General features: G+C 60.5%; 26 protein-coding genes, 1 tRNA gene and 3 pseudogenes. 11 read left to right on the forward strand and 19 right to left on the reverse strand.

The window, feature by feature from the left end; genetic code table 11:
- The 5 genes from BMY03_RS10285 (at position 1) to BMY03_RS10305 (ending at position 4,208) form a co-directional block, all read left to right on the forward strand.
- Positions 1-1,725, forward strand: coding sequence for a putative 2-aminoethylphosphonate ABC transporter permease subunit (locus tag BMY03_RS10285; protein WP_094010980.1), 1,725 nt, complete (start codon positions 1-3; stop codon positions 1,723-1,725).
- Between the two features lie 30 nt (positions 1,726-1,755).
- The gene (locus tag BMY03_RS10290) at positions 1,756-2,778 is read left to right on the forward strand and encodes a putative 2-aminoethylphosphonate ABC transporter substrate-binding protein (protein ID WP_094010981.1); all 1,023 of its coding nucleotides are present in this window, start codon (positions 1,756-1,758) and stop codon (positions 2,776-2,778) included.
- An 83-nt stretch (positions 2,779-2,861) separates the two neighbouring features.
- Positions 2,862-3,407: a phosphonate degradation HD-domain oxygenase gene (locus BMY03_RS10295; protein WP_094010982.1), complete on the forward strand. Its 546-nt coding sequence runs from the start codon at positions 2,862-2,864 to the stop codon at positions 3,405-3,407.
- Between the two features lie 178 nt (positions 3,408-3,585).
- Positions 3,586-3,777 carry a type II toxin-antitoxin system HicA family toxin gene (locus BMY03_RS10300; protein ID WP_023630583.1) on the forward strand — a complete coding sequence of 64 codons (192 nt, stop codon included), beginning with the start codon at positions 3,586-3,588 and terminating at the stop codon, positions 3,775-3,777.
- Between the two features lie 17 nt (positions 3,778-3,794).
- The gene (locus BMY03_RS10305) at positions 3,795-4,208 is read left to right on the forward strand and encodes a type II toxin-antitoxin system HicB family antitoxin (protein ID WP_094010983.1); all 414 of its coding nucleotides are present in this window, start codon (positions 3,795-3,797) and stop codon (positions 4,206-4,208) included.
- Here the strand turns inward: BMY03_RS10305 and BMY03_RS10310 are convergent, their stop codons facing one another.
- Both BMY03_RS10310 and BMY03_RS10315 read right to left on the reverse strand, forming a co-directional pair.
- Positions 4,209-5,588: an ATP-binding protein gene (locus tag BMY03_RS10310; RefSeq protein ID WP_038706992.1), complete on the reverse strand. Its 1,380-nt coding sequence runs from the start codon at positions 5,586-5,588 to the stop codon at positions 4,209-4,211.
- A gap of 1 nt (position 5,589) precedes the next feature.
- Positions 5,590-6,309: a response regulator gene (locus tag BMY03_RS10315; RefSeq protein WP_023629985.1), complete on the reverse strand. Its 720-nt coding sequence runs from the start codon at positions 6,307-6,309 to the stop codon at positions 5,590-5,592.
- 140 nt (positions 6,310-6,449) lie between these two features.
- Here BMY03_RS10315 and BMY03_RS10320 point away from each other — a divergent pair, with 140 nt between their 5' ends.
- From BMY03_RS10320 to BMY03_RS10330, 3 genes and pseudogenes are all read left to right on the forward strand, one after another.
- Positions 6,450-8,744: a TonB-dependent siderophore receptor gene (locus BMY03_RS10320; protein WP_094010984.1), complete on the forward strand. Its 2,295-nt coding sequence runs from the start codon at positions 6,450-6,452 to the stop codon at positions 8,742-8,744.
- Positions 8,745-8,832: 88 nt separating this feature from the next.
- Positions 8,833-9,084 carry a helix-turn-helix domain-containing protein gene (locus BMY03_RS10325; protein WP_094010985.1) on the forward strand — a complete coding sequence of 84 codons (252 nt, stop codon included), beginning with the start codon at positions 8,833-8,835 and terminating at the stop codon, positions 9,082-9,084.
- Positions 9,081-10,273: pseudogene (locus tag BMY03_RS10330) on the forward strand (type II toxin-antitoxin system HipA family toxin). Before BMY03_RS10325 ends, BMY03_RS10330 begins: the two are co-directional and overlap by 4 nt.
- On the opposite strand, the gene BMY03_RS10335 reads toward BMY03_RS10330, so the two are convergent.
- The 3 genes and pseudogenes from BMY03_RS10335 to BMY03_RS10345 form a co-directional block, all read right to left on the reverse strand.
- Positions 10,254-10,487: a DUF3079 domain-containing protein gene (locus BMY03_RS10335; protein ID WP_094010986.1), complete on the reverse strand. Its 234-nt coding sequence runs from the start codon at positions 10,485-10,487 to the stop codon at positions 10,254-10,256. The pseudogene BMY03_RS10330 and the gene BMY03_RS10335 overlap by 20 nt on opposite strands.
- A gap of 78 nt (positions 10,488-10,565) precedes the next feature.
- Entirely contained in the window at positions 10,566-11,711 is a 1,146-nt protein-coding gene (nirK, locus tag BMY03_RS10340) for a copper-containing nitrite reductase (protein WP_094010987.1), read from the reverse strand.
- A 412-nt stretch (positions 11,712-12,123) separates the two neighbouring features.
- A pseudogene (locus BMY03_RS10345) lies at positions 12,124-12,412 on the reverse strand (tyrosine-type recombinase/integrase); the annotation flags it as partial.
- Positions 12,413-12,601: 189 nt separating this feature from the next.
- Here BMY03_RS10345 and BMY03_RS26965 point away from each other — a divergent pair.
- Positions 12,602-12,953: pseudogene (locus BMY03_RS26965) on the forward strand (type II toxin-antitoxin system RelE/ParE family toxin).
- On the opposite strand, the gene BMY03_RS10360 reads toward BMY03_RS26965, so the two are convergent.
- The 9 genes from BMY03_RS10360 to BMY03_RS10400 all read right to left on the reverse strand — a co-directional run bounded on the left by BMY03_RS10360 (position 12,950) and on the right by BMY03_RS10400 (position 20,047).
- Entirely contained in the window at positions 12,950-13,273 is a 324-nt protein-coding gene (locus BMY03_RS10360) for a helix-turn-helix domain-containing protein (protein ID WP_046853787.1), read from the reverse strand. The pseudogene BMY03_RS26965 and the gene BMY03_RS10360 overlap by 4 nt on opposite strands.
- 603 nt (positions 13,274-13,876) lie before the next feature.
- Positions 13,877-15,541 carry an anti-phage dCTP deaminase gene (locus BMY03_RS10365; RefSeq protein WP_094010990.1) on the reverse strand — a complete coding sequence of 555 codons (1,665 nt, stop codon included), beginning with the start codon at positions 15,539-15,541 and terminating at the stop codon, positions 13,877-13,879.
- Between the two features lie 9 nt (positions 15,542-15,550).
- Entirely contained in the window at positions 15,551-15,718 is a 168-nt protein-coding gene (locus tag BMY03_RS26340; protein WP_174141966.1) for a hypothetical protein, read from the reverse strand.
- 1,188 nt (positions 15,719-16,906) lie between these two features.
- Positions 16,907-18,235, reverse strand: a complete 1,329-nt coding sequence (locus BMY03_RS10375) for a tyrosine-type recombinase/integrase (RefSeq protein ID WP_094010991.1) — start codon at positions 18,233-18,235, stop codon at positions 16,907-16,909.
- Between the two features lie 164 nt (positions 18,236-18,399).
- Positions 18,400-18,475 (reverse strand) — tRNA-Thr (locus BMY03_RS10380).
- A gap of 98 nt (positions 18,476-18,573) precedes the next feature.
- Positions 18,574-18,825, reverse strand: coding sequence for a hypothetical protein (locus BMY03_RS10385; protein ID WP_425311893.1), 252 nt, complete (start codon positions 18,823-18,825; stop codon positions 18,574-18,576).
- 22 nt (positions 18,826-18,847) lie between these two features.
- Positions 18,848-19,234, reverse strand: coding sequence for a hypothetical protein (locus BMY03_RS10390; protein ID WP_046853791.1), 387 nt, complete (start codon positions 19,232-19,234; stop codon positions 18,848-18,850).
- Positions 19,235-19,252: 18 nt separating this feature from the next.
- Positions 19,253-19,459 carry a helix-turn-helix domain-containing protein gene (locus BMY03_RS10395; protein WP_023629980.1) on the reverse strand — a complete coding sequence of 69 codons (207 nt, stop codon included), beginning with the start codon at positions 19,457-19,459 and terminating at the stop codon, positions 19,253-19,255.
- Between the two features lie 9 nt (positions 19,460-19,468).
- Positions 19,469-20,047, reverse strand: coding sequence for a hypothetical protein (locus BMY03_RS10400; RefSeq protein WP_094010992.1), 579 nt, complete (start codon positions 20,045-20,047; stop codon positions 19,469-19,471).
- 457 nt (positions 20,048-20,504) lie between these two features.
- Between BMY03_RS10400 and BMY03_RS10405 the strand changes: the two genes are divergently transcribed.
- Together BMY03_RS10405 and mdtI are read left to right on the forward strand one after the other, a co-directional pair.
- Positions 20,505-20,864: a multidrug/spermidine efflux SMR transporter subunit MdtJ gene (locus BMY03_RS10405; RefSeq protein ID WP_094010993.1), complete on the forward strand. Its 360-nt coding sequence runs from the start codon at positions 20,505-20,507 to the stop codon at positions 20,862-20,864.
- Positions 20,858-21,175, forward strand: a complete 318-nt coding sequence (mdtI, locus tag BMY03_RS10410; RefSeq protein WP_094010994.1) for a multidrug/spermidine efflux SMR transporter subunit MdtI — start codon at positions 20,858-20,860, stop codon at positions 21,173-21,175. The genes BMY03_RS10405 and mdtI overlap by 7 nt, the downstream gene beginning before the upstream one ends.
- A 225-nt stretch (positions 21,176-21,400) precedes the next feature.
- Here the strand turns inward: mdtI and BMY03_RS10415 are convergent, their stop codons facing one another.
- Genes BMY03_RS10415 through BMY03_RS10435 form a run of 5 tightly spaced genes read right to left on the reverse strand, consistent with a single transcriptional unit; the run spans position 21,401 to position 25,672 of the window.
- Positions 21,401-22,624: a methyltransferase gene (locus BMY03_RS10415; RefSeq protein ID WP_094010995.1), complete on the reverse strand. Its 1,224-nt coding sequence runs from the start codon at positions 22,622-22,624 to the stop codon at positions 21,401-21,403.
- 59 nt (positions 22,625-22,683) lie between these two features.
- Entirely contained in the window at positions 22,684-23,373 is a 690-nt protein-coding gene (locus BMY03_RS10420; protein WP_023630847.1) for an ABC transporter permease, read from the reverse strand.
- Positions 23,374-24,066 (reverse strand): ABC transporter permease, encoded by a 693-nt coding sequence (locus BMY03_RS10425; RefSeq protein WP_094010996.1) that lies wholly within the window; start codon positions 24,064-24,066, stop codon positions 23,374-23,376.
- Between the two features lie 57 nt (positions 24,067-24,123).
- Positions 24,124-24,885, reverse strand: coding sequence for an ABC transporter substrate-binding protein (locus BMY03_RS10430; RefSeq protein WP_094010997.1), 762 nt, complete (start codon positions 24,883-24,885; stop codon positions 24,124-24,126).
- A gap of 13 nt (positions 24,886-24,898) precedes the next feature.
- Positions 24,899-25,672 (reverse strand): ABC transporter ATP-binding protein, encoded by a 774-nt coding sequence (locus BMY03_RS10435; protein ID WP_046853793.1) that lies wholly within the window; start codon positions 25,670-25,672, stop codon positions 24,899-24,901.
- Between the last annotated feature and the right edge of the window lie 111 nt (positions 25,673-25,783).

Here is a 25,783-nt window from a genome sequence, read left to right on the forward strand (position 1 = left end):
ATGGCCGCGCCCATGACCCTGCCGCTCACTCACGGCAACGACAGGCCACGCAACGGCGTCGCCCTGGGGCATCGACTGTTCGTCGTCGGTGGCAAGAGCCTGTTGCTGAGCCTGCTGGTGCTGGCGGTGCTGCTGCCGTTGCTGGCGATCTTCTGGCGTGGCTTCAGCGCTGAAGCCGGGCAGGGCGGGGGGCTGCTGGCCGCCCGCGAACTGTTTGCCAGCGCGAACTTCCACTGGCTGCTCGGCAACAGTCTGTCGGTAGCCCTCACCGTTGCCGCCATCGTTGTGCCGCTGGCCTACCTGTTCGCCTATGCCCTGCAACGCACGTTGATCCCGGCCAAGGGGCTGTGGCGTGGCATTTCGCTGCTGCCGTTGCTGGCGCCGTCGATGCTGCCGGCGATCGCGCTGGTCTATCTGTTCGGTAACCAGGGCCTGCTGCGCGGGCTGCTCAGCGACAACATCTACGGCTTCTGGGGCATCGTGCTTGGCGAGGCCATCTACACCTTCCCCCATGCGTTGATGATCCTGCTCTCGGCGCTGTCACTGGCCGATGCACGACTGTTCGATGCCGCTTCGAGCATGGGTGCCGGACCTGCCCGGGCATTCTTCAGCATCACCTGGCCGGCCACGCGCCAGGCGGTGTTCGCGGCGTTCTGCCTGGTGTTCACCCTTACCATCACCGACTTCGGCGTGCCGGTAGTGGTCGGTGGTGATTACCAGGTGCTGGCGCTGGAAGCCTACAAGGCGGTGGTCGGCCAGCAGCAGTTCGGCCGTGGTGCGCTGATCGGCATGGTGCTGCTGGTGCCGGCGCTGCTCAGTTTTGCCGTGGATGCCTGGCTGCGCCGCCGCCAGGGCGAGGCCATGAGCGGCCGCGCCCAGGTGTTCGAGCCGAAGCCTTCGAAGCTGCGTGATGGCTGCTACCTGGCCATCGTGTTGCTTGTCTGCGCGGCGCTGCTGGCGGTGATAGGCATGGCGGTGTACTCGTCGCTGGTCAAGTTCTGGCCGTACAACCTGTCGCTGTCGCTCAAGCACTACATGTTCGAAGACACCGCTGGTGGCGGCTGGCTGGCCTATCGCAACAGCGTGACCATGGCCATCGGCACCGCGCTGATCGGCAGCGTGGTGATCTTCACCGGTGCCTACCTCATGGAGAAGACCCAAGGCCAGCGCCTGCTCAATCAACTGCTGCGCCTGCTCAGCTTCATCCCCATGGCGGTGCCTGGCCTGGTGCTGGGCCTGGGCTACGTGTTCTTCTTCAACCTCAACGGCAACCCGTTGCACGTGTTCTACGGCAGCATGGCGCTGCTGGTGGTGTGCACCATCTCCCACTACCTGACCACCGCGCAGATGACCGCCACCACCGCCCTGCGCCAGCTCGACGGTGAGTTCGAAGCCGCCGCGCTGTCACTCAAGGCGCCGCTATACAAGCACTTCGTGCGGGTCACCGTGCCGATCTGCCTGCCGACGCTGCTGGACATCATCCGCTACCTGTTCGTCTCGGCGATGACCACGGTGTCGGCGGCGATCTTCCTCTACAGCCCCGACACCATCCTCGCCGCCGTTGCCGTGCTGAACATGGATGACGCCGGCAACGTTGGCGGCGCCGCTGCCATGTCGACCCTGATCCTCTTGACCAGCGCCGCCGCCTCCCTGCTGTTGGCCGGCGCTTCGCGCGGCCTGCTACGCCGCTCCCAGGCCTGGCGCCAACGCGCCCCCGGCTATTGACCTACTGCCCACACCGATAGGAACCGCATCATGTTCAAGCCCCTTGCACTTGCCGCTGCCGTATCCGCCGTGTTCAGCCTGCAGGCTTCGGCCGCCACCCAGCTGACTGTCTACACCGCCCTGGAGGCCGAGCAGCTCAAGAGCTACAAGCAGGCCTTCGAGAAGGCCAACCCGGACATCGAGATCAAATGGGTGCGCGACTCCACCGGCATCATCACCGCCAAGCTGCTGGCTGAAAAAGAGCGCCCACAGGCTGACGCCGTGTGGGGGCTGGCGGCCTCCAGCCTGGCCATCCTCGACCAGAACGGCATGCTCGAAGCCTATGCGCCGAAGGACCTGGGCAAGATCTCGCCCAACTACCGCGACGCCGCCAATCCGCCGGCCTGGGTAGGCATGGACGTGTGGGCCGCGACGATCTGCTTCAATACCGTCGAGGCCGAGAAGCAGGGCCTGAGCAAGCCGGTGAGCTGGCAGGATCTGACCAAGCCTGAGTACAAGGGCAAGATCGTCATGCCCAACCCGGCCTCGTCCGGTACGGGCTTCCTCGATGTGAGCGCCTGGCTGCAGACCTACGGCGAGCCTCAGGGCTGGGCCTACATGGACGCACTGCACCAGAACATCGGCCAGTACGTACATTCCGGCTCCAAGCCATGCAAGCTGGCGGCAGCAGGTGAATTCCCGATCGGCATCTCGTTCGAGTACCCGGCCGTGCAGCTCAAGCGCCAGGGCGCACCCCTGGACATCGTCCTGCCCAAGGAGGGGCTGGGCTGGGAGATCGAGGCCACGGCGCTGATCAAGGGCTCGCCGAAAGCCGATGCCGCCAAGCGCCTGGCCGACTTCTCCGCCAGCCCTGCCGCCATGGAGCTGTACAAGGAGAACTTCGCGGTGCTCGCCGCCCCCGGCATCGCCAAGCCGCAGACCGAACTGCCGGCCGACTATGAGCAGCGCCTGATCAAGAACGACTTCGCCTGGGCCTCGAAGAACCGCGACCAGATTCTCGCCGAGTGGCGCAAACGCTACGACGGCAAGTCGGAGAAAGTCGCCCAGCAGTAAGGCCCTCATCGCGGGGCAAGCCGGCTTCTATACTCAAGCTGCCCCGCGATGGCGTCAGACCAGGCAACGCAGGAGCCCACGCAATGCCAACTTCTTCCCGGATCATCGACGACACCTTCGCCTTGTACGAGCGTCATGGCAGCGCCGACTATATCGGCGAGGCCATCACCCAGATCGAGCACATGTCCCAGGCAGCCCAGCTCGCCATGGCCGAAGGCTACGACGACGAAGTGATTCTGGCCGCCTTCTTCCATGACATCGGCCACCTGTGCGAGGGCGAGGACATGGGCGGTTATGGCGTTGTCAGTCATGAGCGCATCGGTGCCGAGTATTTGCGCCGGTGTGGTTTCAGCGAGCGGCTGGCCAGGCTGGTGCAGTATCACGTCGAGGCCAAGCGCTACCTGACCTTGCGCCAGCCCGGATACTACGATCGTTTGAGCGAAGCCAGCCGACGCACCTTGGCGTACCAGGGTGGGATGATGAACGATGCCGAAGCTGATGCGTTCGAGGCCGACCCGTTGTTCAGGGTCAGCCTGCGCCTGCGCGAGTGGGACGAGATGGCCAAGCGGGTAGGGGTGCCGGTGATGGATCTGCAAGTGTTGAAGGCAAAGGCATTGGCCGTGCTCTGAACTATCTGGCGACTCTCCCTGCTGCAAGATCCCGCATCACTTCTCCCGGTGCTTGCTCCGTTCCTCTCCCCATACTTCTCCTCCTGGCAGCCGCTTGTCGTAATGGTGGGTATGGTGTTGATAATTGTCTGTTGGTGGTTATACTAACCACCAATCGGCCGGCCCAAGGAATGGGTGAATGAACAGCCGTGAAATGATTGCTGTGATCGAGGCGGATGGCTGGTATCTGGTGCGCTCCAAAGGCAGCCACCATCATTTCAAGCATCCTGAAAAAGCCGGGCTGGTCACCATCCCGCATCCCAGGAAAGACCTGCTGCCCGCGACTGCGGCCAGCATCCTGCGCCAGGCACGCATCTGCTACGCCAGCTGACGAGGAGACTCATCACCATGTTGTTCCCTATCGCGATCCTCCCCGGTGACGACCAGCACGCCTGGGGCGTGGAAGTCCCGGATATCCCTGGCTGCTTTTCGGCGGGCGAAGACCTCGACAACGCCATCGCCATGGCGCGTGAAGCGATCGAAGGCCACCTCGAACTCCTGGCCCAGGACCAGCAGGAAATCCCCAGGGCCAGCAAGGTCGGCGTGCATGCGGCCAACCCCGCCTATGCCGGCTGCACCTGGGCACTGATCGATATCGACATCACCCGCTACCTGGGCAAGGCCGAGAAGCTCAACATCACCTTGCCGGCGTACCTGCTCACCCGCATCGACAGCTACGTACAGAACCACCCGGAGCACAAGAGCCGTTCGGGCTTCCTGGCCGAGGCGGCGCTGAGGATCCTGCAGGGTGATGGCAAATGATCAGGCGATATTGCCCCTGGGCAATCGTACGCTGACCCGCAACCCGCCCCCTTGGCGGTTCCTCAGCTGCAGTTCGCCGCCATGGCTGGCAACGATGCGCTGGGCGATGCTCAGCCCCAGCCCATAGCCGCCAGAGGCCTGGTTGCGTGAGTCCTCGCCGCGCACGAAAGGCTCGGTGACAGTCGCCAGCAAGCCCGGGTCGATGCCCGGGCCGCGATCGTCGATGTGGATGTACCCATCGGTTGGCGTGCTTTCCAGCACCACCGCGACTTCCCTGGCATAGCGCAGGGCATTGACCAACAGGTTTTGCAGGCACCGTTGCAGTAGCAGGGCATCTACCTGGGCCTGGCCCACCTGGCCATGGATCGATAATGGCTCTTCGGCGTTGGCCAAATCCGCGCATTGGCGTGCCACCAGGCGGTCGAGGTCGACCGTTTGCAGGTTCTGCTGCTCGCCCGCCCGCAGGTAGTCGAGCACCTGGCCGATCATGCCGTCCATCTGTGCGATGTTCTGGCGCAGGCGCTCCTTGTGTTCGCTGTCCTCCAGCCGTTCCAGGCGCAGGCGCATGCGCGTCAACGGCGTACGCAGGTCGTGGGACACGGCGGCGAGGAAGTAGGCCTTGTCGTTGACCATGCGGATCAGCCGTTGCTGCATGGCATTGAAGGCCTGGGCGGCGTGCCGCACTTCCTCGGGGCCGTCCAGCGGCAACGGCGCCTGTTCCAGATTGCCACCCAGGCCACGGGCGGCATCGGCCAGGCGGCGCAGCGGGCGCAGGCACAAGCGTACCGCCACCAGGCACACCACCAGCACGGCGGCGATGCGCAGGGCATAGACCCGCAGCAGGTAGTCGCTGATCAGCACCCATGCCGACTCGCCGCTCCAGCCCTGCAACTCCTGGCCATCGATGACCAGCCAGTGGCCATCGGCGAGGGGCACGGCAAACTCGATATGCGCCTGGGCGGTGCGCAAGCCGAACAGGCTGCGCCAGACGATGGGCTGGCCCAGTTCGTCGGTGAGCCGGACCTTGAGCAACCTCGGCCGCACATCGCCCCCCAATTCGTAGGCCAGTGCCTGATGCAGCAACAGCTCGATGCGCCGCCAGCCGCGCCGTTGGTCATGCTCACCCTCGGGCGGCGCTTCGGCGCAACGCAGCTGGTAGTGCTTCGGTACCTGGCGTGCCGTGCCATGGCAGTCGGCCTGGGCGATCAGGGGCGCGCTGCGCGCCGCGATCAACCGCACCGGCGCTTCCAGCACCTGGGCGAAGCGTACGTCGAACCAGATGCTGCTGGACATCAACTGGATCACCAGGGTGCCGCTGATCATGATCAGCAGCAGTTGGCCGAACAGCGTGCGCGGCCACAGCCGGCGAAGCAGTCGCACCTCAGGCGCCCAACGCTTCGCGGGCCAGGCTCAGCAGATAGCCTTCGTTGCGGATGGTGAGGATCTGCACGCCTTGGCCTGGCGCCCGGCGCAGTTGTTGGCGCAGGCGGCTGATGCACATGTCCACCGAGCGGTCGTCGGGCAGATGGTCGCGGCCGAACGCGCTGCGTGTCAGGTGGTCCCTCGAGACCACGCGGTTGTTGGCGTCCAGCAGTTCACGCAGCACACGGTAGTCGGAGCGTGGCAGGTTGAAGGCTTGGCCGTCAGGGTGAACGAGCAACCGTTTGACGTGATCGAGACGAAAACCCGCAAACAATTGTGGCTCGCTATCCGAAGTATCGGGCTCTACCTCCAGACGATGGGGGCGGCGCAACACAGCCTTGATCCGGGCGACCAGCTCGCGCGGCTCGAAGGGTTTGGCCAGGTAATCGTCGGCGCCTACTTCCAGGCCGATGATGCGGTCCAGAGTGCTGCCCCTGGCCGACAGCATCACCACCGCCAAGCCCGGCTGCGCCTGTAACTGCCGGCACAGGCTCAGGCCGTCCTCGCCGGGCAGCATCAGGTCGAGTACCACCAGGTCGACCTTGTGCCGGGTCAATTGCGCGTGCATCTGCTTTCCATCGACAGCAGCGAGAACCTGATAGCCGGCGTCCGTCAGGTAATCGCAGAGAAGTTCGCGAATCTCGTCGTCATCATCGACGACCAGCAAGGTGGTATTCATGGCTGTGGGTACCTGTGGAAAGAGGAACTGCGCTGCTCGTTACGTTCGATTACATCCCCATACAAGCCATCCATGGAGCCTAAGGGGTAGATGCCTAGAATCGTAACAAAAAATCATCTGCGAATACGAAGCCTTCCCAAATGGTATGCAAGAGCATCATGACTGACACAACCCCCTTGGTCCGAGGCGGCAGTCGCCTCTCCCCGCTTGCCTTCTGCGTGGCCCTCGGGCTTAGCGGCACAGCCTTCGCTGACGGCCCGGTGCTGGAACTGGGCGCCACCAACATCGACAGCAGTGCGTTGCCGCTGGCCGACGATAGCGGCCAGATCGGCTACACCGTGCAGAACACACGCAGCTCCACGGGCTTGCAGCTGACACCCCGGCAGACGCCACAGTCGGTCACCAGCATTACCCGCCAGCAAATGGAAGACCGTGATATCCACACCCTCGAGCAGGCCCTGGACACCACGCCGGGCGTGAGCATGAGCAAGATGGAAGTGGGCGGGCGCACCGACTTCCGCGCCCGTGGCTACTCGATCAGCAACTGGAAGATCGACGGCTTGCAGTTCCCCGGCGGTTCGGACTTCAGCGGTGGCGGCAACGCGCTGAACATGGACCTGTACGAACGCATCGACATCGTCCGTGGCGCCAACGGCCTGCTCGGTGGCACCGGTGACCCTTCGGCTACCGTCAACCTGATCCGCAAGGCGCCGACCCGGACCTTCGGCGGCAGCGCCTACGCCACCTATGGCAGCTGGGACAAGCGCCGCCTGGGTGCTGACCTGAACCTGCCGCTGTCCGAGGACGGCCGCCTGCGTTCGCGTCTGGTCATGACCCAGCAGGACGCCGGCTCGTTCCGCGACAACCAGTCCGAACGCTCCCGCGCGGCCCTGGCCAACTTCGAATTCGACCTGGACGATGCCACCACCCTGGGTGCCGGCTACCAGTACGAGTACAGCAAAGTGGTCGGCGGCGGCTGGGGCGCCAACATCCCGATCTGGTACGGCGATGGCAGCAAGACCGACCTGCCGCGCAGCACCAACGTGGTACCCAGCTGGAGCTTTGGCGAATACATCACCCGCACCGCCTTCGGCTCGCTGGCGCACCGTTTCGACAACGACTGGAGCCTGGACCTGAAGGTTGCCCAGAGCAGCGGCGAGGCGCTCAACCACCGTGGCCTGGCCAAGGTCAACTCGTCCGGCCGTGGCGTCTATGGCGGCTACTGGAACCAGGACGGCAGCGGCGCGGTGCTCAACGGCCTGCACAGCTCCACCGACACCACCCAGCAATCGGCGCAGATCGACCTGTCCGGCCCATTCCAACTGTTCGGGCGCACCCATCAGGCGATGGTCGGCTACAACGACAGCCGCACCGTGGCCTGGTCACCGCAGTACACTTGCAGCATGGTCGGCGGCGGCAAGGCAGTGAACAGTGGGGTGGGTTGCCAGTTCCGGGCGAACAATGGCCTGGGGCTGGGCAACTGGCTAGACGGCGTGGACGACGACTACGCCATGCTGGCCTCAAAAACCGGCCTGCACAGCAAGACTACCACCCGTCTTCAGGGCATGTATGCCGCCACCCGCCTTAGCGTCACCGACCCCCTGTCGCTCATCCTCGGTGTGCGCAGCACCGACTATTCGGCTACTACCGTCAGCGTCAACGGTGCGCGCAGCAACCAGCAGAACAACGGCATCGTCACCCCTTACCTGGGCGCGGTGTACGACCTCGACGACAACTACTCGCTGTACGCCAGCTACACCGACATCTTCAACCCGCAGACCGAAGAGAGCGCCAGCGGCACCAAGGTCGAGCCGATCCGTGGCCAGAGCTACGAAACCGGGATCAAGGGTGAATGGTTCGATGGTCGCCTGAACGCGTCCGCGGCCTACTTCCGCACCAGGCAGGAGAACAAGGCGGTGATGGACGGCGACCTGCTGACGCCGACCGGCGCCACTGCCTACAAGGCCGGTTCCGGCCAGGAAACCGACGGTATCGACCTGGAAGTCGCCGGCGCCCTGACCCCGAACTGGAACGTCTATGCCGGCTACACCTACCTGCACTTCCGCCGCCTGGACAGCGACGGGCGCAGCGACCCCTCGCACCTGTTCAAGGCCTCGACCACTTATCGCCTGTCCGGCCCGCTGGATCGCCTGACCCTGGGCGCTGGCGTGACCGCGCAAAGCAACATCCGCGCGGTGTCCACCCCCGCCGGGCAGCCGAGCAACGGAGTTAGCCGCAGCGCCAGCGACGTAAACTGGTCGGGCTATGCGATCTGGAACGCCATGGCCAAGTACCAGCTGACCGACGACACCAGCGTCAGCCTCAACGCCAACAACCTGTTCGACAAGCACTACTACACCCGTTACGGGTTCTATGCCGGGGCAATCTATGGCGACCCGCGCAACCTGGCGGTGACCGTGAGCACGGCGTTCTAGAAGAGCTTTTGACACCGCTACTGCTGGTTGATTTTTGATCATGTTCCTTATACGTTACATTCATCTAAATTTGTCACGTATAAAGAACATGGATCACTCATTGATCGTCGAGCGCCTGGGCGCGCAGGTTCGCACGCGAAGGCTTAACCGGGGATTGACCCAGCAGGCGCTCGCAACCTTGGCCGGTATCACCCGGCAAAAGATCATTGCCATGGAGAAAGGTAGCCTCTCAGTGGCCATCGGTGCATATGCACGTGCATTGGCGGCGCTCGGCTGCGAACTGCAGGTCATAGCGGCGGTGATGCCGACGCTTGACGAAATCGAGGGGATGTTCGAATGACGCCGCTGATAGTCGCGACACCCGAGGGTGACAGTGAGCATTGCTGACCAGTGCAGGCGACTACCTCTTCCGCTATGGCCCGCACACCGTTGCTGATGCGGCGATCAGCCTGTTGATGCCGGTCCGAACCGAGGAATACAGGTATCGCGAGCTGCATCCGGTGTTCCAGATGAACTTGCCCGAAGGGTATGTGCTCGAGCAATTGCGCAACCGCCTGGCGAAGATCGTTCAGGTCGACCCCATGCTTCTCCTAGCGTTGTCCGGCAGCAGTTCGCCGATCGGGCGTGTGCATGTCAGTTCGCAGGTAGTGGACACATTGCTGCGGCGGCAGACGTTTCCGGGAGAAAAGCTGGCGAACATTCTTTCATGGGATGGGGGAGAGGATATCTTCGCCGATCTGGTGGATCGCTACATTCTGCGCGCAGGCATCTCTGGTGTGCAGCCGAAGGTCCTGGTTCCTGAGCAATTGGACCCGTTGTCACAGCGCTTTACCTCGAAAACAGCCGAGCTGATCATCAAGAGCGGGCGCGACGAGTTCCCGGGCTTGGCGATCAACGAATTCCTGTGCATGTCGGTTGCGCAAACCTCTGGCCTGCCAGTGCCTCAATTCTTCTTGTCCGATAACGGCAAGCTGTTCGTCATGCGCCGCTTCGATCGTGACGAGCAGAACAATCCACTTGGTTTCGAAGACATGGCTGCCTTGATGGGGCTTGGCGCCGAACAGAAGTACAGCAAGAGCTACGCTGCCATTGCCAAGGCGATCCGCCTGTTCTGCGCGCCTGAGCATCTTCGGCTATCGCTGCGGCAACTGTTCGAGATGGTTGCGCTCAGCTGTATCGTCGGAAATGGTGATGCCCATCTGAAAAATTTCGGGTTGTTGTACACCGATCCTCTTCGAGGCGATGCGCGCCTGGCTCCGGCGTACGACATCGTCAATACCACGGCTTACATACCGGAAGACGTGCTGGCGCTTTCGCTATCCGGCAACAAATCCTTGTTTGCGTCGCGGCAAGGCTTGCTGGACTTTGCACCGCTTTGCGACGTGAGCAACCCGGCTGAAGTCATTCGCAATCAGCTTGAAGCATTGGAGCGAACACTGGCCAGGGAGTCCGCGCTTTGCGATCAGGCACCCAAGGTGGTTGCCGCCATCAAGGCGAGCGCGGCGCCGTTCATTCAGACTTTTGGTTGAGCGGCATTTCCTGTCCGGGCGCGGCATGCGAAGTGGCTATGGTCGCATCCAGATGATCATCGAGCTGTTCCCAATCCTCGCCGAACAACTCCACCGGATGCATGGTCCGGTCCGCGCCATTGCCGCAGGCCAGCGCCTTGGCTGGGCAGTACAGGTCGCAGCCCCAGCAGATCCGTTCGGGATGGCTGGGGTTCGTGGGAAATCGCTTGGCCATGGTCTCCCTCCATGAAGTGGATGCCTGCGCTCAGGCTATGCCGCGCATGGCCAAGGGGCTTGATCCGGATCAATACCGCTAGCGGATCGGCCCGGGTGCCTGCACCTGCTTCATCAGGTCGTCATTCCACTGCCCCTCCACCTGCACATGCGCGGCGGCGCCGAGCATCACCGCCTCGATCAGGTTGTGGTTGAGGTAGGTGTACAGGCCGGGCTGGCGGAAGGTGTACAACGCCGCCCCCGCCGCGCCGCCGGGGATGAACCAAGTCTCCAGGTTGCGCTGCGGCGGGTTGGCGAACTTGCCCGAGGCCCAGACGTAGTCGCCGTGGCCACCGATCAGGTGCGGGCGGGTATCACGGTTGGCCTGGGAATGAACGATCAGCACGGTCTCGCCCACCTTGGCGGTGAGCGCCTGCTTGCCGGTCAGGGCGCCGACGCTGCCGTTGAACACCACATGGCTGGGCACCAGCCCTTTCATCAGCTGGCTCATATCACCGAAGCTGGCCATGGGGTTGGCGTAGCGCTTGTACTTGCCGTCCTTGTCGCGGGGGATGTAGTAGTCCTGCTCGCCGATATACCAGGCCTTGTCGTACTGCAACGGGCGGCCCTCGGGGTCTTTCAGGCCGTCACGGGGCAGCACCATGATCGCGCCGTTCATGCCACACACTACGTGCCAGGGAATCATCGCCCCGCCCGGCGCGCAGTGATACACGAACACCCCGGCACGGTCGGCCTTGAAGCGCAGCACCACCTGCTCGCCCGGCTTCACATGGGTCAACTCACCGCCGCCGAGGGCGCCGGTGGAGGCGTGGAAGTCGATGTTGTGCATCATGCTGTTGCTGGCCGGGTTGACCAGCGTGAGCTCCACGTAGTCGCCCTCGTGCACCACCATCAGCGGGCCGGGCACCGAGCCGTTGAAGGTCATCGCGTGGATGTAGGCGCCGGTGCTGTCGACAGCCAGTTCCTTCTCCTCGATGACCATGCGGAACTCGACAATGCGCGGCTTGCCGGGAGCGCGCTGGCTGTGGGGGTGCACCTGTGGCGGTGCCACCAGTTCGACACTTACCCGCTCCAGTTTCGCCAGGTCAGGCACCGGGCCGGCGGCGGGCGAAGCGGTCGCGGCCTGGGCCAGGCCACTGCCTAGCGCCGAGGCTCCGACGCCCAGCAACACAGTGCCGGCCAGCATGCCACGCCGGGTCAGGGACACGCCTTCTTGCTCGTTCATGGGACTTCTCCTTAAGTCGACGAAAGTCGTCGGGCACAGGAATAGCCGCTTTGAAATTAGGGTTTATTGAGCGAAAACAAGAAGTAGAGAGGGTGGACAATGTGTCGCAGGCGCGGAAACGAACAAGCCCCGGCATTCGTCGAGGGTTTTGAGGCGACAGCACTTGCGACTCCCGGCCTACGCTTGTGGACAATATTCGTCAAGCAGCGGGATATCAGGGATTTAGCGCCTGTGGATAAAACTACCCCCCGGTGGACATCAATGGTTTTCCACATACGTAAGCTGTGCCAGCAGTTTTTTTCTTGGGTATGGTCACGGGGCGGCTTTGCAGCCCCGTTTGAAAGGACCCGCGCGGAGGAGCATCACGCGGTCCTGTGGGTAACTTCACAGCGAATTGAGGTGGTGCGGCGGGCTACTCGGTCCTCTTGCCACTGCGAAGGCGCGTGACGTTCTTCCCCGCCTGCTTGGCAAACTCCTGCGGCGTCACATGGTTGTCGCGGTTCGCCTTCAGAAACCGGCTCCACCAGGTCATGATCATCCGGCGCTCTTCGAGGAACTCGTCCCATTGGGTACAGGCGGCGCGCTCGTTGTTGCGCTTCTTGTGGCTCAACTGCCGTTCAATAGCCGTTTCTGACCATAGCTCGGACGCCATGGCGGCAGATGTCCGCCTTGGTGTTACAGCCCATTGCTCCGAGCAACGCGATTGCCGCCCACCATCTCCTGCGACGCCTCAGGCCAGCTCAAGCCGTGCAGGTGAATGAAACACCCTATTTCAAGCTGATATCCCGAAACACTTCTACCCCCGCCCAGAGCAATCGACTGCGCTAAATTCCACGTTCTCCGGCATGCATGCCGTCCACGATGCCAGCATTTCGTTTGTAGGTAGACCGTTGAGAAAGTTTGCGTTTGTGAGTGCCGCTGCTGAGCGTGAGTACAAGGATCTTCCGCAGGATGTTCAGGACGATTTCGGCAAAGACCTGCGTCGTATTCAGTATGGCCAGGACCCTGAGCGGCCGATCAAGGCGCTGACGGAGTCGGTGGGGGGCGGGCGCGATAGAGCTCATCATCAACGGCAGCCCTGCATTCCGCTGCGTGTATGTGGCCAAATTTGCGGACATGGTCGTTGTGTTGCATTCGTTCGTGAAAACGACTAACAGGTCCGACCGGCATGCGAGGCAGGTCGCTGAAGATCGCATGAAGGAGTTCAAGCAAGAGCTGCGGAAGATGGGGTACAGGGTTTAGCTGCCGGGCGTTTGAGTGATCACGATCTGCGCAGGCGAATCGGCATCGTTCGAAGGGAGGGTCAGGCTCGTTCTAAAGCCGAGCTTGTCGAGCATGTCCATCATGGCGTCCAGCGTGAACTTCTCGATCTTGCCATTGGCCAGCTCGGATACCCGGGACTGTGTCACGTTCAGCCTGGCCGCGGCTTCGTGCTGTTTGAGGCCCATTTTTTTGATGCAATGCGTGATGAAGATAGACAGGTCCATCTTCAAGGCCATTTTGCTGGCCGTCTCTGCATCGTGGGTGGCGTGGAAAGGGCTTTCGTGGAATTGAAGCGCCATGGGGTTGCCTCAGCAGGAATATCTAAAATTTAAGATAAAATCGTAGCTGGGCTCGTTTGGCAAGTCAAAGCGTTTGTGTTTGGAGGCGTGTCTTGCTGGGTGGAGAGGGGGGTGTTGTCAGAGATTGCCGGGGCCGCTGTGCGGCCCATCGTAGGCAAGCCCGCTCATTGATCGGGTTGGCTTTGAGGGATTTTTTTCGGCTGAGGGACAGCGGAAACGAAAAAGCCCCGACATTTGTCGAGGCTTTTGAGGATGGTGCGGCACCAGACGAACGGTTGTTGGTTGTGAGGCCCCGATTTTGGCGCGACTGGAATTTGGTGGATTTTTCGACGTACCTCAAAGGGTATCTATAAAAAAATCAGCTAGTTATGGCTTTCTGTGGAATCGAATCGGGAAAATTAGAAAACCTTTACACGTTCGAGTTTTCTAGTGGCGATGAAGCGCATGGATCGTTCCTCATCAAGCATCTGAATTTTTAATTCTGATCAGCCCGAGTGCTTCTGCTCAGAAGCTGAACAGAAGCAACGGCGCTGTTGAAGTGGTCGTCAATATCCGCTGAAAGACTTTTGCTGAGTCATAGTTTCACGGAATTGAATTATTTCATCAGTTGGGAGCTTCACCGCTATCTTCTAGGCCCTTAAGAGCCACCTTGCTCTCTACATCAAGGTAAGAATCAAGATATTCGTGAGAAATAAGCGAGGCATCCTTACCTACAATTCGAACAGCTTGGCCGTTATTGTCTTTTCGGCGATGGCTGAATGCGAATAGAGTTGTATAACGAGTAGGTGAAACACCTTGGAAGTTTTCGAACAAGACTTTTCCGCTGGATGATTCATCTATGGAAATCGCATCTGAGTGCAATTTCATGGCTAGGCTTTTTTCGTATGGTTCAATATAAACAACGCGGGATATCCCGGACGCAATGATATGCCGAGCGCAATTGTGGCAGGGATAGGTCGTTGTATACATGACGGAGCCGAGGGTGGAGCTTTTTCCGCTTCGAGCGATATTCAGGATCGCTTCCATCTCTGCGTGGATAGCGCGAGAATATTCGATGATTGACCCTAGTGCGGTGATTTCCAGGATTTGTTTGGCCAACCGTGATGCATCCACTGATGAAAGGAGAGCCTTCTTTTCTTCAGTGTCAGTGGTGACTGGGATGAGAGCATGCAGAGCTTCATCTTTTTCTGGCCTGCTACGGACGGGGCTATTTTCGCTACTTTTTGCCTTAGAGAGTATAGCAACAATATCCTTGGCTAGACGTTGCTTTGTGTCATCGTTGTAGCATTTTTTACCGTGCACTACACAACGCTGGTCATTTTCAGAGTCTTCGTTATAGAGGCCGCCTCCACCAGCGGGAACATCGTTCCAGCCTACAGATATGACATCGCCTGCAGCATTGGCAATTGCTGCACCGACTTGCCGGCTTAAACAAGCTGACTTTAAGGAGGCAGCGTAAGCCGCATACATACCTGCTTCGTCACGAGTAGGCGTAATACCATTTTCGCCATGGACTAGTCCAACAAACCGTTTGCACGGTTTGGTTATGTTGCCAGAGCTTTTCAAGCTATGTTTAACAAAGAAATCTGATCTGTGAATGGTTTTTTCAAGCTGTTGCCCGTGAGTTACATTATCTTTCCGGTCGCGCTCGACTAGGTTTTGCGCCTCGACAGGGATCAATCCTTCCGATTGCAAATATTCCAAGCGAGCGTTCTGAGGGCTCATCACACCTACGAGGAAGAAAGCATTGCGGTAGGTAAGGCGGAATAGCTCAACTTCAGCCGGATGTTTAAGTTGGTCGACAATATACACAGCACGAGGTGGGACCGCATCGCCACTCGCGTTCATTTTCACTTGGCGATTGGCTGAGATGAACTTAATGGCTTGTGTTGCTAAAGTGTCATCTGTGAACTTGTCACGAATAGCATTGCCAAGATCTTGGAGTGCTGTGTAGCGGGAAAAGAAATCCAGAGATTCGATTGAATCTATATCCGGACCAATCCTTGAGAGATCATCGTGCTTTGCAGCGAGCTCTTTGATAAGGCTGCTTACTTTGACAATAGTCACTTCGTAGGAAAAGGCGCCAAATTGGTCCTTAAGCTCAGAAACAACATCTTGCAGATTACACCCGACGGCGCCGCATACGCCAATAACTAGCTCATTGGTACGGCGAGACTTAATTTTTTCTTTTAAGTCTTTATCTGTGTCGATGTTGTTGGTTTTTGCTGTGCCAGATTTAACAATACTTTGAACGGTCCCTGTTGCCATTTGTTTACGCTACCACTCAAGTTTCTTTGCGCGCTCGGCAATCTGAGCTATCGCATGTTGGTATTCTTTTTGCTTTTTTCGCTCAGCAAATGCATCCGAAAAGATTACAGAGCTACGCGGCTCATCACTGCGAACGCCCTTCGCGACCGGCGTTACAACGCGTTCTTCAGTTCTCATCGGCGATAATCCTTAGTAAAAATGCTCACCCGCTTACAACTCTAGCGTAAGGGTAGACCATGCAGGCAAAATTGGTTGGTATCCCTCTGTACTCTAGCTTGGCGTATCCCGGTAGGCTAGCGCACCGAGGCGCTAGCCTACTGGGATACGCCAAGCTGTCAAGAAGCATGTGAGCGATTTAGGGCGTGCAAGGTACCATAGATGAATGTCAGATCACGTCCGCCTGACGGATGGTTGCCTCCAAATAGGCCTGCACCATCGAATACACCCATCACGACTGTTTGTAATTGTCACGAATCAGCTTCCTTTGAGGCTAAGCCATCAAAACCCTCCCCACGTCATCCCGCCAAGAATGCTGAGTGTTATCAGGGATCAAGGCCCCTGCGACCTGTGGGGAATGTCCTCTACGCGGGACTGGCGGCTCCTTACGACCGGGAGCAAGGGCATCTCATGATCTGGCCTCCTGAACACCGGTACCGGTGGGCGGGTGGAGGCAGCGCTGGCTGACGAGACCTGCGCCTGAAGATCCTGAGCCATGTGCAAGCAGCAATGCGATGACCGGGGCATGCCTGACTGTCAGTCAGGTGCAGTCCATTCCCTGGTCTGCGGCACCATCATCTACATCGCTGTTGCTGGTGACATCGGCGTTTGTCACGCCGATTGTCACGAGTGAGGTTGCCGCAAAGCCAAATGCGATCAAGGCTGCAGCAGTGTTAGACGCGCCCGTCTCTTTCCACAGAAAGAGACGGGCACAGGTTGGCGCAATAATCGGCCAAGCGGATAGGTTGCTGCAGGGCAGCTGGGTACGGTGTATTGGCGCACGAGCGCCGTATGTGTAAGAGCATCCATCACATGGGTAGTGACCGGGCGAGCTGCCGGATGCGAATCGCCCTTGGGGAGAACCACCGCGGGAGCGGCGTGACCTTTAAGGCTCGGGTCACTTGGGGTGCTGTCAACGACAGCGTTTGCAACAACAGTTCTACGCCTGTGGATAATTTTGGTCAACGCCCCACTCCTCGTGGCCTCTGGGGCTGTGTATGAAATTATCCACCGGTGGAAATTAGTGGTATCCAAAGGATTTGTGTCGGCTTTTAGCTTTGCAAAGCGAGGTCCATCCAAACAGGGCGGCTTTGCAGCCCTGTTTGGATGGACCCGAATTAAAGAGTGGCCAACGGTGTTCTGGAGGGTTCACCGACGATTGAATGCGCCACGCCCACCTGGCAAGGGGGTGATGTTGTCGCCAGCTGGATGGGCGAACTCATGTGGAGTGACATGCCCCGATCTGTTGGCATCGATGTAGTTGCTCCACCACGCCATGATCAACCGGCGCTGCTCTAGGAATTCGGCCTTGTGGATATAGGCGGCGCGCACGCGATTGCGTTCCTTGTGGCTCATCTGTCGCTCAATAGCCGCGTCTGTCCACAGCCCTGACTCCAGCAAGGCGCTACAGGCCATGGTCCTGAATCCATGCCCGCATACTTCCTTGGATGTGTCGTAGCCGACGTTGCGCAGGACTTGATTCACGGTGTTTTCCGACATGGGTTTCCAGTACTTGTGATCACCGGGCAACACGAGCTCGGAGAAGCGATTCAGGCTACGGAGCCGTTCAAGGATCGCGATGACTTGGGGAGAGAGAGGCACCATCTGTATGTCTCCGCTCATCTTGGTGCCACGGGTAGAATTGCGCACGCCGTCGATTGGCTTACGGGTGTCCGGGATTTCCCACATCGCCCTTTGCAGGTCGAACTCATCCCAGCGCGCAAAGCGCAGTTCGCTGGAGCGCACGAACACGTGCAGCGTCAGCAATACAGCCAGCTTGGTTAGCTCACGGCCGTTGTAGTTGTCGATCCGGCTTAGTAGTTCGGGGAGACGGTTGAGTGAGAGGGCAGGGCGGTGCACGGTACGCGGGGCATGAATCGACCCTGCCAGATCGAGCGCAGGATTCTGGCTGATCTGCCGTGCCCGCTTCGCGCCCCGCATAATCGTGGAGAGATAATTCTGCACGCGCAGAGCAACGTCCATGGTGCCGCGCTCTTTGATACGCATAGTGATCTCAAGCAGATCATGGGTATCAAGCTCAGCGATGGGACGTTGGCCGATCAGGGGGAAGACGTGGGTGCGCAACCGGCTCATGACGGTCTTGGCGTGTCCCTCCGTCCAGCGCCGCGACATTTCGGCGTGCCACTCCAGGGCGACGGTTTCAAAAAGCAGGGAAGCCCGTTGAGCAGCAAGCTTCGCTTTCTTCTTCTCTTCCATCGGGTCGATGTTGTCGATCAACAGGGCCTTGGCTTCATCGCGCTTGGTCCTCGCGACGGCCAGCGAGATGATGGGGTAGTTGCCGATGATCAGCGTGCCTTCCTTGCCGCTGGGCTTGAAATAGCGCAATCGCCACGTCTTCACGCCGTTGGGTTTCACGAAGAGGTACATGCCGCCACCGTCGAACAGCTTGTAGGCACGTTCGCGAGGTTTCGCCGTACGGCATTTGAGGTCGCTGAGAGGAACGGCTAGACGTGGCATAAGGGTACGTTCTCCATGCAGGCAAGACGCTGTACCCTAAAAATACCCCCGGGGATGGGGTATTTTGTTGGATCCCGACGGAGGGTCCTGGAACGAAAAAACCCGCCAAAGGGCGGGTTTTAGGGGCTTCCAAGGCATTCGGTGGAATGCGATGGAGCTGGATATGGTGCCGGCACCAGGAATCGAACCCGGGACCTACTGATTACAAGTCAGTTGCTCTACCATCTGAGCTATACCGGCACAGGGGCGTCATTATAGCGATGGATTCGGCGCTGTAAACCACTTCGTTGCATCCAGCGCACAAAACCCTAAGTCACCGAACTGAAAGGAGAATTTTCCTACCAGCCGCGGTGGATGGAGTTGACGCTTGGCTCGGGCTGGCCGGGGTTGAAGAACAGCTTGCCGTTGTCGCAGCCGCGCTTACGGCAGCTGCCGTCGGCGTTGTGCAGGGGCAGGCCGCGGTCACCGCCCAGCTGCATGCCGGGCATGTTCCAGTTCAACGGGGCCGGCTTGCTGGATGGCGTGCTGTTGGCGCAGCCGGTCATGGCCAGGGCGAGGGTCAGCAGGGCGAAAGGCTTGGTGTGTTTCACGATGTTCGAGTCCGTTCCGGGATCAGTCTTTGTTCAGGATGCGCTGGATGGTGCCGCCGCAGGCCATGTAGCAGGAGTCGTAGTCATTGCCGCAACTGTAGCTGCTCCCTGTATTGAAGGGGTAGCTCGGGTAGTGGCAACTGTGACGCGCTTCCTTCTTGCTCTTGCCGTTCTGGCAGTACTGGTAGGCCCTCATCTCGGCCTGGTACAGCGCACGTTCGCTGTTGTCCTGCAGGCGGGCCATCTGCTGGCAGTGGTTGCGCTCCGTCGAACAGCTGTTGATGCAGTTCATGCCATGCGCGCTGGGCGGTGGCGAGTATCTATAGGTGTAGCTCGGGCCGCAGCCGGTCAGGGCCAAGGCCAGGCAGGCCAGCACGAGGGCGGCCAGGCCATTGTGGAAAAGTGCCATGGGTGTTGCAGTCCTTGATCATTCGTCGCTGAACTCCAGCAAATCGCCGGGCTGGCAGTTCAGGGCGCGACACAGCTTCTCCAGGGTCTCGATCTTGAAACCCTTGATCTTGCCGTTCTTCAGCAGCGACAGGTTCGCTTCCGTGATACCGATGATTTCCGCCAGGTCCTTGGAACGCATCTTGTTCCGGGCCATGACGACGTCGAGGCGGATGATTATCGGCATAGGAAGCAGTCAGACATAACAGTTGTGTTCATCGCTGATGGTCTTGGCGTCACGCATGAGCAGCGAGAAGGCACACAGCAGGATGCCTTTCATGATCTCGTAGACAGCCTGCGATGATACACCGATCGAGAAGCTGAAGCTCCTTTCCCCGGCCGGCAGGTCGATGGCCAGGGCCAGGCCCTGCAAGGTGTAGGTCACCGGCCACAGCAGTGGGGTGAAGATGCACAGCAGGCCGACCCACCACAGCAATTTGATATTGGCCGAGGTCCAGGTCTGCCCACGCGAGAGGCGGTGGAAGAACAGGCCGGTCAGGCCGAGGGCCACAACGGAAATCAGCGTGGGAATCATGTCCACCGCCAGTACCAGGCCGACGGCCAGGGGGGATGCCTGGTAGCCGGGTTCGAGCAGCAGCGGCATCTGGTCGCCGTAGGCTTGCAGGTAGCCGTTGAAAACCTCGGGGAAGTCGAAGATGAAGAGCAAGGGCGTGATGGTCAGCTCGACGACCGCGGTTGTCCAGGCCAGGTAGGCGGCGAATGCGCCTATGGTGCGTAGGCGCGAACGCGCATAGGCCACGGATCTACTGTTCATGGGGTGCCTCCGTACAGTGATGAACGGAGCGGATTATTCTTGAATAATTATCGTAAAACAATAATTAATTTTTAGTTTGCCTCGATGGCGACGGTTTGTCGCAGGGGTGGCCTTGCAGGTGATCGCGGGGCAAGCCGGCTCCTGCAAAGACAACGTGGGGATTATAATTTACGAAGCTTTCAGCAAGCTTTACGGGGGTTTTTCTTGATAAGTCCATTTTCCCCGAGAAATAATTAGTCTCAGCCTATCATTTTGACTAAATCAATCAGCTAAGATAATCTTGTGTTCATTATGTTGAACAGTAAAGCTTTCAAGCTCCTCTCTTCCTCCCGTCTGGTCTCCCGTGAACGTCACTGGACCGGCGACCTCTAGCGCCACCCTCCCTCTACAGCCGTAAACGTCTCTGTCTGGCGCCGATGCCTGTGCGCTCGGCCGCTGTCGCCCATGGGAGGGCACCATGCGTTCCTGGATCTACCTGATTGTCGCCATCACCTTCGAGGTGATCGGCACGGCGTCGATGAAACTCGCCGCCACTCATTTCCCCTTGATGGGGCATGCCGTCATGTACGTCATGATCTGTCTGTCGTATTTCTTCCTGGCCCTGGCGGTCAAGCGCGTGCCGGTGGGTGTGGCCTACGCGCTGTGGGAAGGGTTCGGCATCGTGCTGATCACCTTGATCAGTGTGCTCTGGCTCGGTGAAAGCCTGGGCTGGACCAAGGCCCTGGGCCTGGCGGTGATGATCGCTGGCATCCTGCTGGTAAAGGCCGGTACCCGCGCCAAGTCCGTCGAGCGTGAAGGGGAGGTCGTGCCATGTTGATTCCATTTGCCTGGCTGGGCCTGGCCATCGGGCTGGAGGTACTGGCCAACCTGCTGCTCAAGTATTCCGACGGTTTCCGCCGCAAGGGCCTGGGCCTGGCCTCGATCCTCTGCGTGCTGGCGGCGTTCACCGCGCTGGCGCAGGCGGTGAAGGACATCGACCTGTCGCTGGCCTACGCCATCTGGGGCGGCTTTGGCATCCTTGCCACCGTGGCCATGGGCTGGGCCTTGTTCGGTCAGCGTCTGGCCGGGCGTGGTTGGTTGGGTCTTGCGTTGCTGCTGGTAGGCATGGGCTTGCTCAAACTGGCTTGACAACTGCCCTTCCAAAGCGCTTGGCAAAATTGCTTATGCACAAGTGGCATTGGCCGCTTGCGCGAAAGGCATGCCGATAGGAGCTACCACCGGTCTTTGCGCAAAGGCCTGTTTTTACTGGCTTTGAGGCCCACGACGGAATAAGCAAAGCAGCGCAAATAGCCCAAGGATCCAAGATTTCGTGATTTTCATCACAAGCTTGTACACAGAGTTATCCACAGGCTGTCAACCGCGCTGCGGCGTTGCGTCGCGCTCACCCAGCAGCAACAGGTTGCGCGGGGTCAGCGGGTAATCGCAGAACACGCCTAGCCGTACCGAATAGCCTTGCTCCTGCAGGAACAGGGCGCGATCGAGCACCAGCCACATCTCCAGTGGGCGGCGGAACAGGTTGCGTACCTGTTCGAGGTTGCGTACCTCGGCCAGGCGTTGCTGGCCGGCTGCCTCCAGGGCAACCCAGTCGGGTTGGCCGTTGATCGTCAGTTGCTTGAGCTCGGCCAGGTCGCGACAGTAATGCTCGAAAGGTTTTGCCAGCCAACTGACCGGCAGCGAAGGGGTGGGCAGGTATTCGTCCACGTCCCGTTGTTGGCGCTGCAGCAGGTCGAACCCGAGGCGGCGGGCCATGGACTGGTCGCGCTGGCGGCGGGTGCGCTGGCTGGAGGTGACCGCTTCGCTCAGCGGCAGGCCCAGGTCGTCCTGGGTCAATGCCAGGGCCGAGGCCTGGGCGGCGCCGGAGAGCGGCTGATAGCGCTTGCCCTGGATGCGGTTGTAGCAGCAGGGCGCGACGGCGATCTGTCGGCACCCTTGCTCGCTTGCCAGTTGCAGCAGCCGCACATGCAGATCGCCGCAGGCGTGCAGGGCGACCGCGCTCTTGCCGCCATCCAGATGCCGGGCGCTGTCCATGGCCATGACGTCCTGCTGGACATGGGTGGCAGCCAGGTGGTGATGCTCGCTCAGGGCCTTGCCGGCGCTGACCAGCTCGGCGTCGTACTCCAGGCAGGTCAGCTGCTGGCCGGGTTGCAGCAGGCGCCTGCCCAGGTGGCCTTTGCCAGAGCACCAGTCGAGCCAGTGCCGCGCAGGCTGGCTGAACGCCAGGCGGCGGCTGAAGGCTTCGATCTGCTGCCACTTGCGGCCGGGGACGTTGACGTCGAGACGGTGCGCGGCGGGGTGCAGGCCGGCATCGGGCAGCTCGCCGACGACGGACAGTGCCTGCGCCTGTGCGGCCAGTTGTGGAAATGGGGCCGGGGCTGCAGGTTGCTCGGGGGCTTCGGCTTGCTCAAGGGTACGTTGGCGCAGCCAGCAGGACAGCTCGGTGTGTTCGTCTTCCCAATCCAGGCGCAAGTGGTTGAACGGGCGCGGGCGCCACAGTTGTTGGTGCTGCAGCAGGAAATGGTCGAGGGCCTGGAAGCGCTCGAGCAGGTGCTGGTCGTGGAGGTAAGGCGTGGTCGGCATGCAGGCACCGCAGCGCTATCAATAGGGGCCGCCAAGCGGCCCCGATGGTATTTACAGCCTCAACGCCCTTGGCAGGCATCCACGCGCAGCCAGCGCTCCAACAGCTTGAAGCCTTGCACCAGCACGAACGAGATCAGCAGGTAGAACACCCCGGCGGCAAAGAAGATTTCCACCGGCAGGTAGGTGCGGGCAATGATGGTCCGTGCCATGCCGGTCAATTCAAGCAAGGTCACGGTACTGGCCAGGGCACTGGCCTTGAGCATCAGGATCACTTCGTTGCTGTAGGCCGGCAGGCCGATGCGCGCGGCGCGCGGCAGCATGATGTAGAGCAGCGTCTTGCCCCGCGACATGCCCAGTGCTCGGGCCGCTTCGATCTCGCCCTTGGGGATCGCCTGCAAGGCACCGCGCAGGATCTCGGCGATATAGGCGGCGGTGTGCAGGGTCATGGTCAGCACCGTGCACCAGAACGGATCGCGCAGGTACGGCCACAGCGAGCTGTTGCGCACCACGTCGAACTGGGCCAGGCCGTAGTACACCAGGAACAGCTGCACCAGCAGCGGCGTGCCGCGGAAGAAGAAGATGTAACCGAAGGGCAGGGCGCGCACATACCAGTGTCGCGACGAGCGCGCCACGCCCAGTGGAATGGCCAGGATCAGGCCAGCGATGACGGCGATGGCTACCAGTTCCAGGGTCAGGGTGGCACCCTGGGCCAGGCGTGGCAGCCACTTGATGATGACTTCCCAGTTCATTTATTCGGCCCTCATGAAGCCGCGAGCGGCGCGCTTTTCCAGGAAGTGCATGCCGGTCATGGCAATCACGGTCAGGCCCAGGTATATGCAGGCGGCCACGGCGTAGAAGGTGAACGGCTCCTTGGTGACGGTCACGCCGATCTGCGCGTGGCGCATGATCTCTTCCAGGCCGATCACCGACACCAGCGCAGTGTCCTTCATCAGGATCATGAACAGGTTGCCCAGGCCCGGCAGGGCGATGCGCCACATCTGCGGGAGGATGATCCGTGACAGGATACGGCCCTTGGACAGACCAAGGGCCAGGCCCGCTTCACGATGCCCCTTGGGGATGGCCAGGATCGCGCCGCGGAATACTTCCGTGGCGTAGGCGCCGAAGCACAGGCCGAGGGCGATCACGCCAGCGGTGAAGGCACTGAGCTCCAGGCCAGGCATGTTCAGCAGTTCGCCAAGGCTGTTCATCAGCCCGACGGTGCCGAAATAGATGAGCAGCACCCAGAGCAGTTCGGGTACGCCGCGTACCAGTGTGGAATAAGTGCCGCCAAGCCATTGCAAGGGCTTGACCGGCGAGGTCTTGGCCAGGGCGCCGAGCAGGCCCAGGACCAGCCCCAGCAGCAAGGCGCAGAGCGCCAGTTTTACGGTCATCAGGGTACCGGCCATCATGGCCGGGCCGAATCCGTGCAGGTCGATATTCATGGGTAAGTTTGTTCAAGGGACAGGCACCGCCAAGGCGGCGATGCCTGTCGGGGCGAATCAATAGATGCTGAACGGGAAGTACTTGTCGTTGATCTTCTTGTAGGTACCGTCGGCGACGATTTCCTTCAGTGCGGCATTGAGCTTGTTACGCAGCTCGTTGTCGCCTTTGCGTACTGCGATGCCGACCTTGTCGCTTTCGTTCACCGGGTCGCCTTTGAACTCGTAGTTCTTGCCGGCTTCGGATTTCAGCCAGTCGTAGTTGGCGTACTTGTCGGCGAGGATGGCGTCGACGCGGCCGGAGGTCAGGTCCAGGTAGGCGTTTTCCTGGCCGTCATACAGATTGACCTTGAATTTGCCGTCCATACCGCCGTGATCGTCCAGCCAGGTAGCGGCCTGGGTGGCGCGCTGGGTGCCAATGGTCTTGCCTTCGAGCGATTTGTCGTCTGTCTTGAAGTCGACGTTCTTCGGCGCGATGAACTGCTGCTTGTTCGAATAGTACGGGTCGGTGAAGTCCACGGCCTGCTTGCGCTCGTCGGTGATCGACAGCGAGGAGACGATGAAGTCGAACTTCTTGGCGTTCAGGGCGGGGATGATGCCGTCCCAGTCGGAGGTGACCACTTCGCATTCGACCTTCATCTTGGCGCACAGGGCGTCGCCGATGTCTTTGTCGAAGCCCACGACCTGGCCGCTGGCATCTTTGTTGTTGAACGGCGGGTAGGCAGCCTCGATGCCCATTTTCAGTTTCTCGGCTGCCATGGCATTGGCCGAGAACACCAGGGTGGCGGCAGCGGCCAGGAGGACTTTCTTATAGGTCTGCATTCGTGTTGCTCCGTTAGCGGTGGCTGGACATGAATTGCTTGCAACGCGCCGAGGTCGGGTTTTCGAAGACCTGCTGCGGCGATCCTTGCTCTTCGACCAGGCCCTGGTGCAGGAAGACCACTTCACTGGACACCTGGCGGGCAAAGTTCATCTCGTGCGTCACCAGCAGCATGGTACGGCCTTCTTCGGCCAGGGCGCGGATGACGTTAAGCACTTCCTGGACCATCTCCGGATCGAGCGCCGAGGTTGGCTCGTCGAACAGGATGACCTTGGGCTTCATGGCCAGGGTACGGGCGATGGCGGCACGTTGTTGCTGGCCACCGGAAAGCTGGGCAGGGTAGCTGTGGCGCTTGTCGAAGATGCCGACCTTGTTCAGCAGCGCCTCGGCATGCTCGATGGCCTCGGCCTTGCTCTGGCCGAGCACGCGGCGCGGCGCCTCGATGATGTTGTCGAGGATCGACATGTGCGGCCACAGGTTGAAATTCTGGAAGACAAAGCCGATCTCGCTGCGCAGGCGGTTGATCTGGCGGTTGTCGGCGGCGATCAGGTCGCCGTTTTTCTGCGCCTTGAGCTTGAGGGCTTCACCGGCGACCAGGATCTCGCCCTGGTGCGGGTTCTCCAGCAGATTGATGCAGCGCAGCAGGGTGGACTTGCCAGAGCCGGACGAGCCGAGGATGGAGATCACGTCACCGTCGCGCGCGGTCAGCGAAATGCCCTTGAGAATTTCCTGCTCGCCATAGCGTTTGTGCAGGTTGCGGATTTCCAGCGCGGGCGTGGCCTGAGCCATTTGCGGTCCTCATGTGTTCGGGTGCGTTCCCAGCTGTTGGCGGCCTTCCTGGCGAGCGCCACGCTAGCATAGCGGCGCAACGGCGGCCAACCGGGTCGCGGGGTGCTCGGG

Origin of the sequence: Pseudomonas soli (genome assembly GCF_900110655.1) — a bacterium.
GTDB classification, from domain to species: domain Bacteria; phylum Pseudomonadota; class Gammaproteobacteria; order Pseudomonadales; family Pseudomonadaceae; genus Aquipseudomonas; species Aquipseudomonas soli.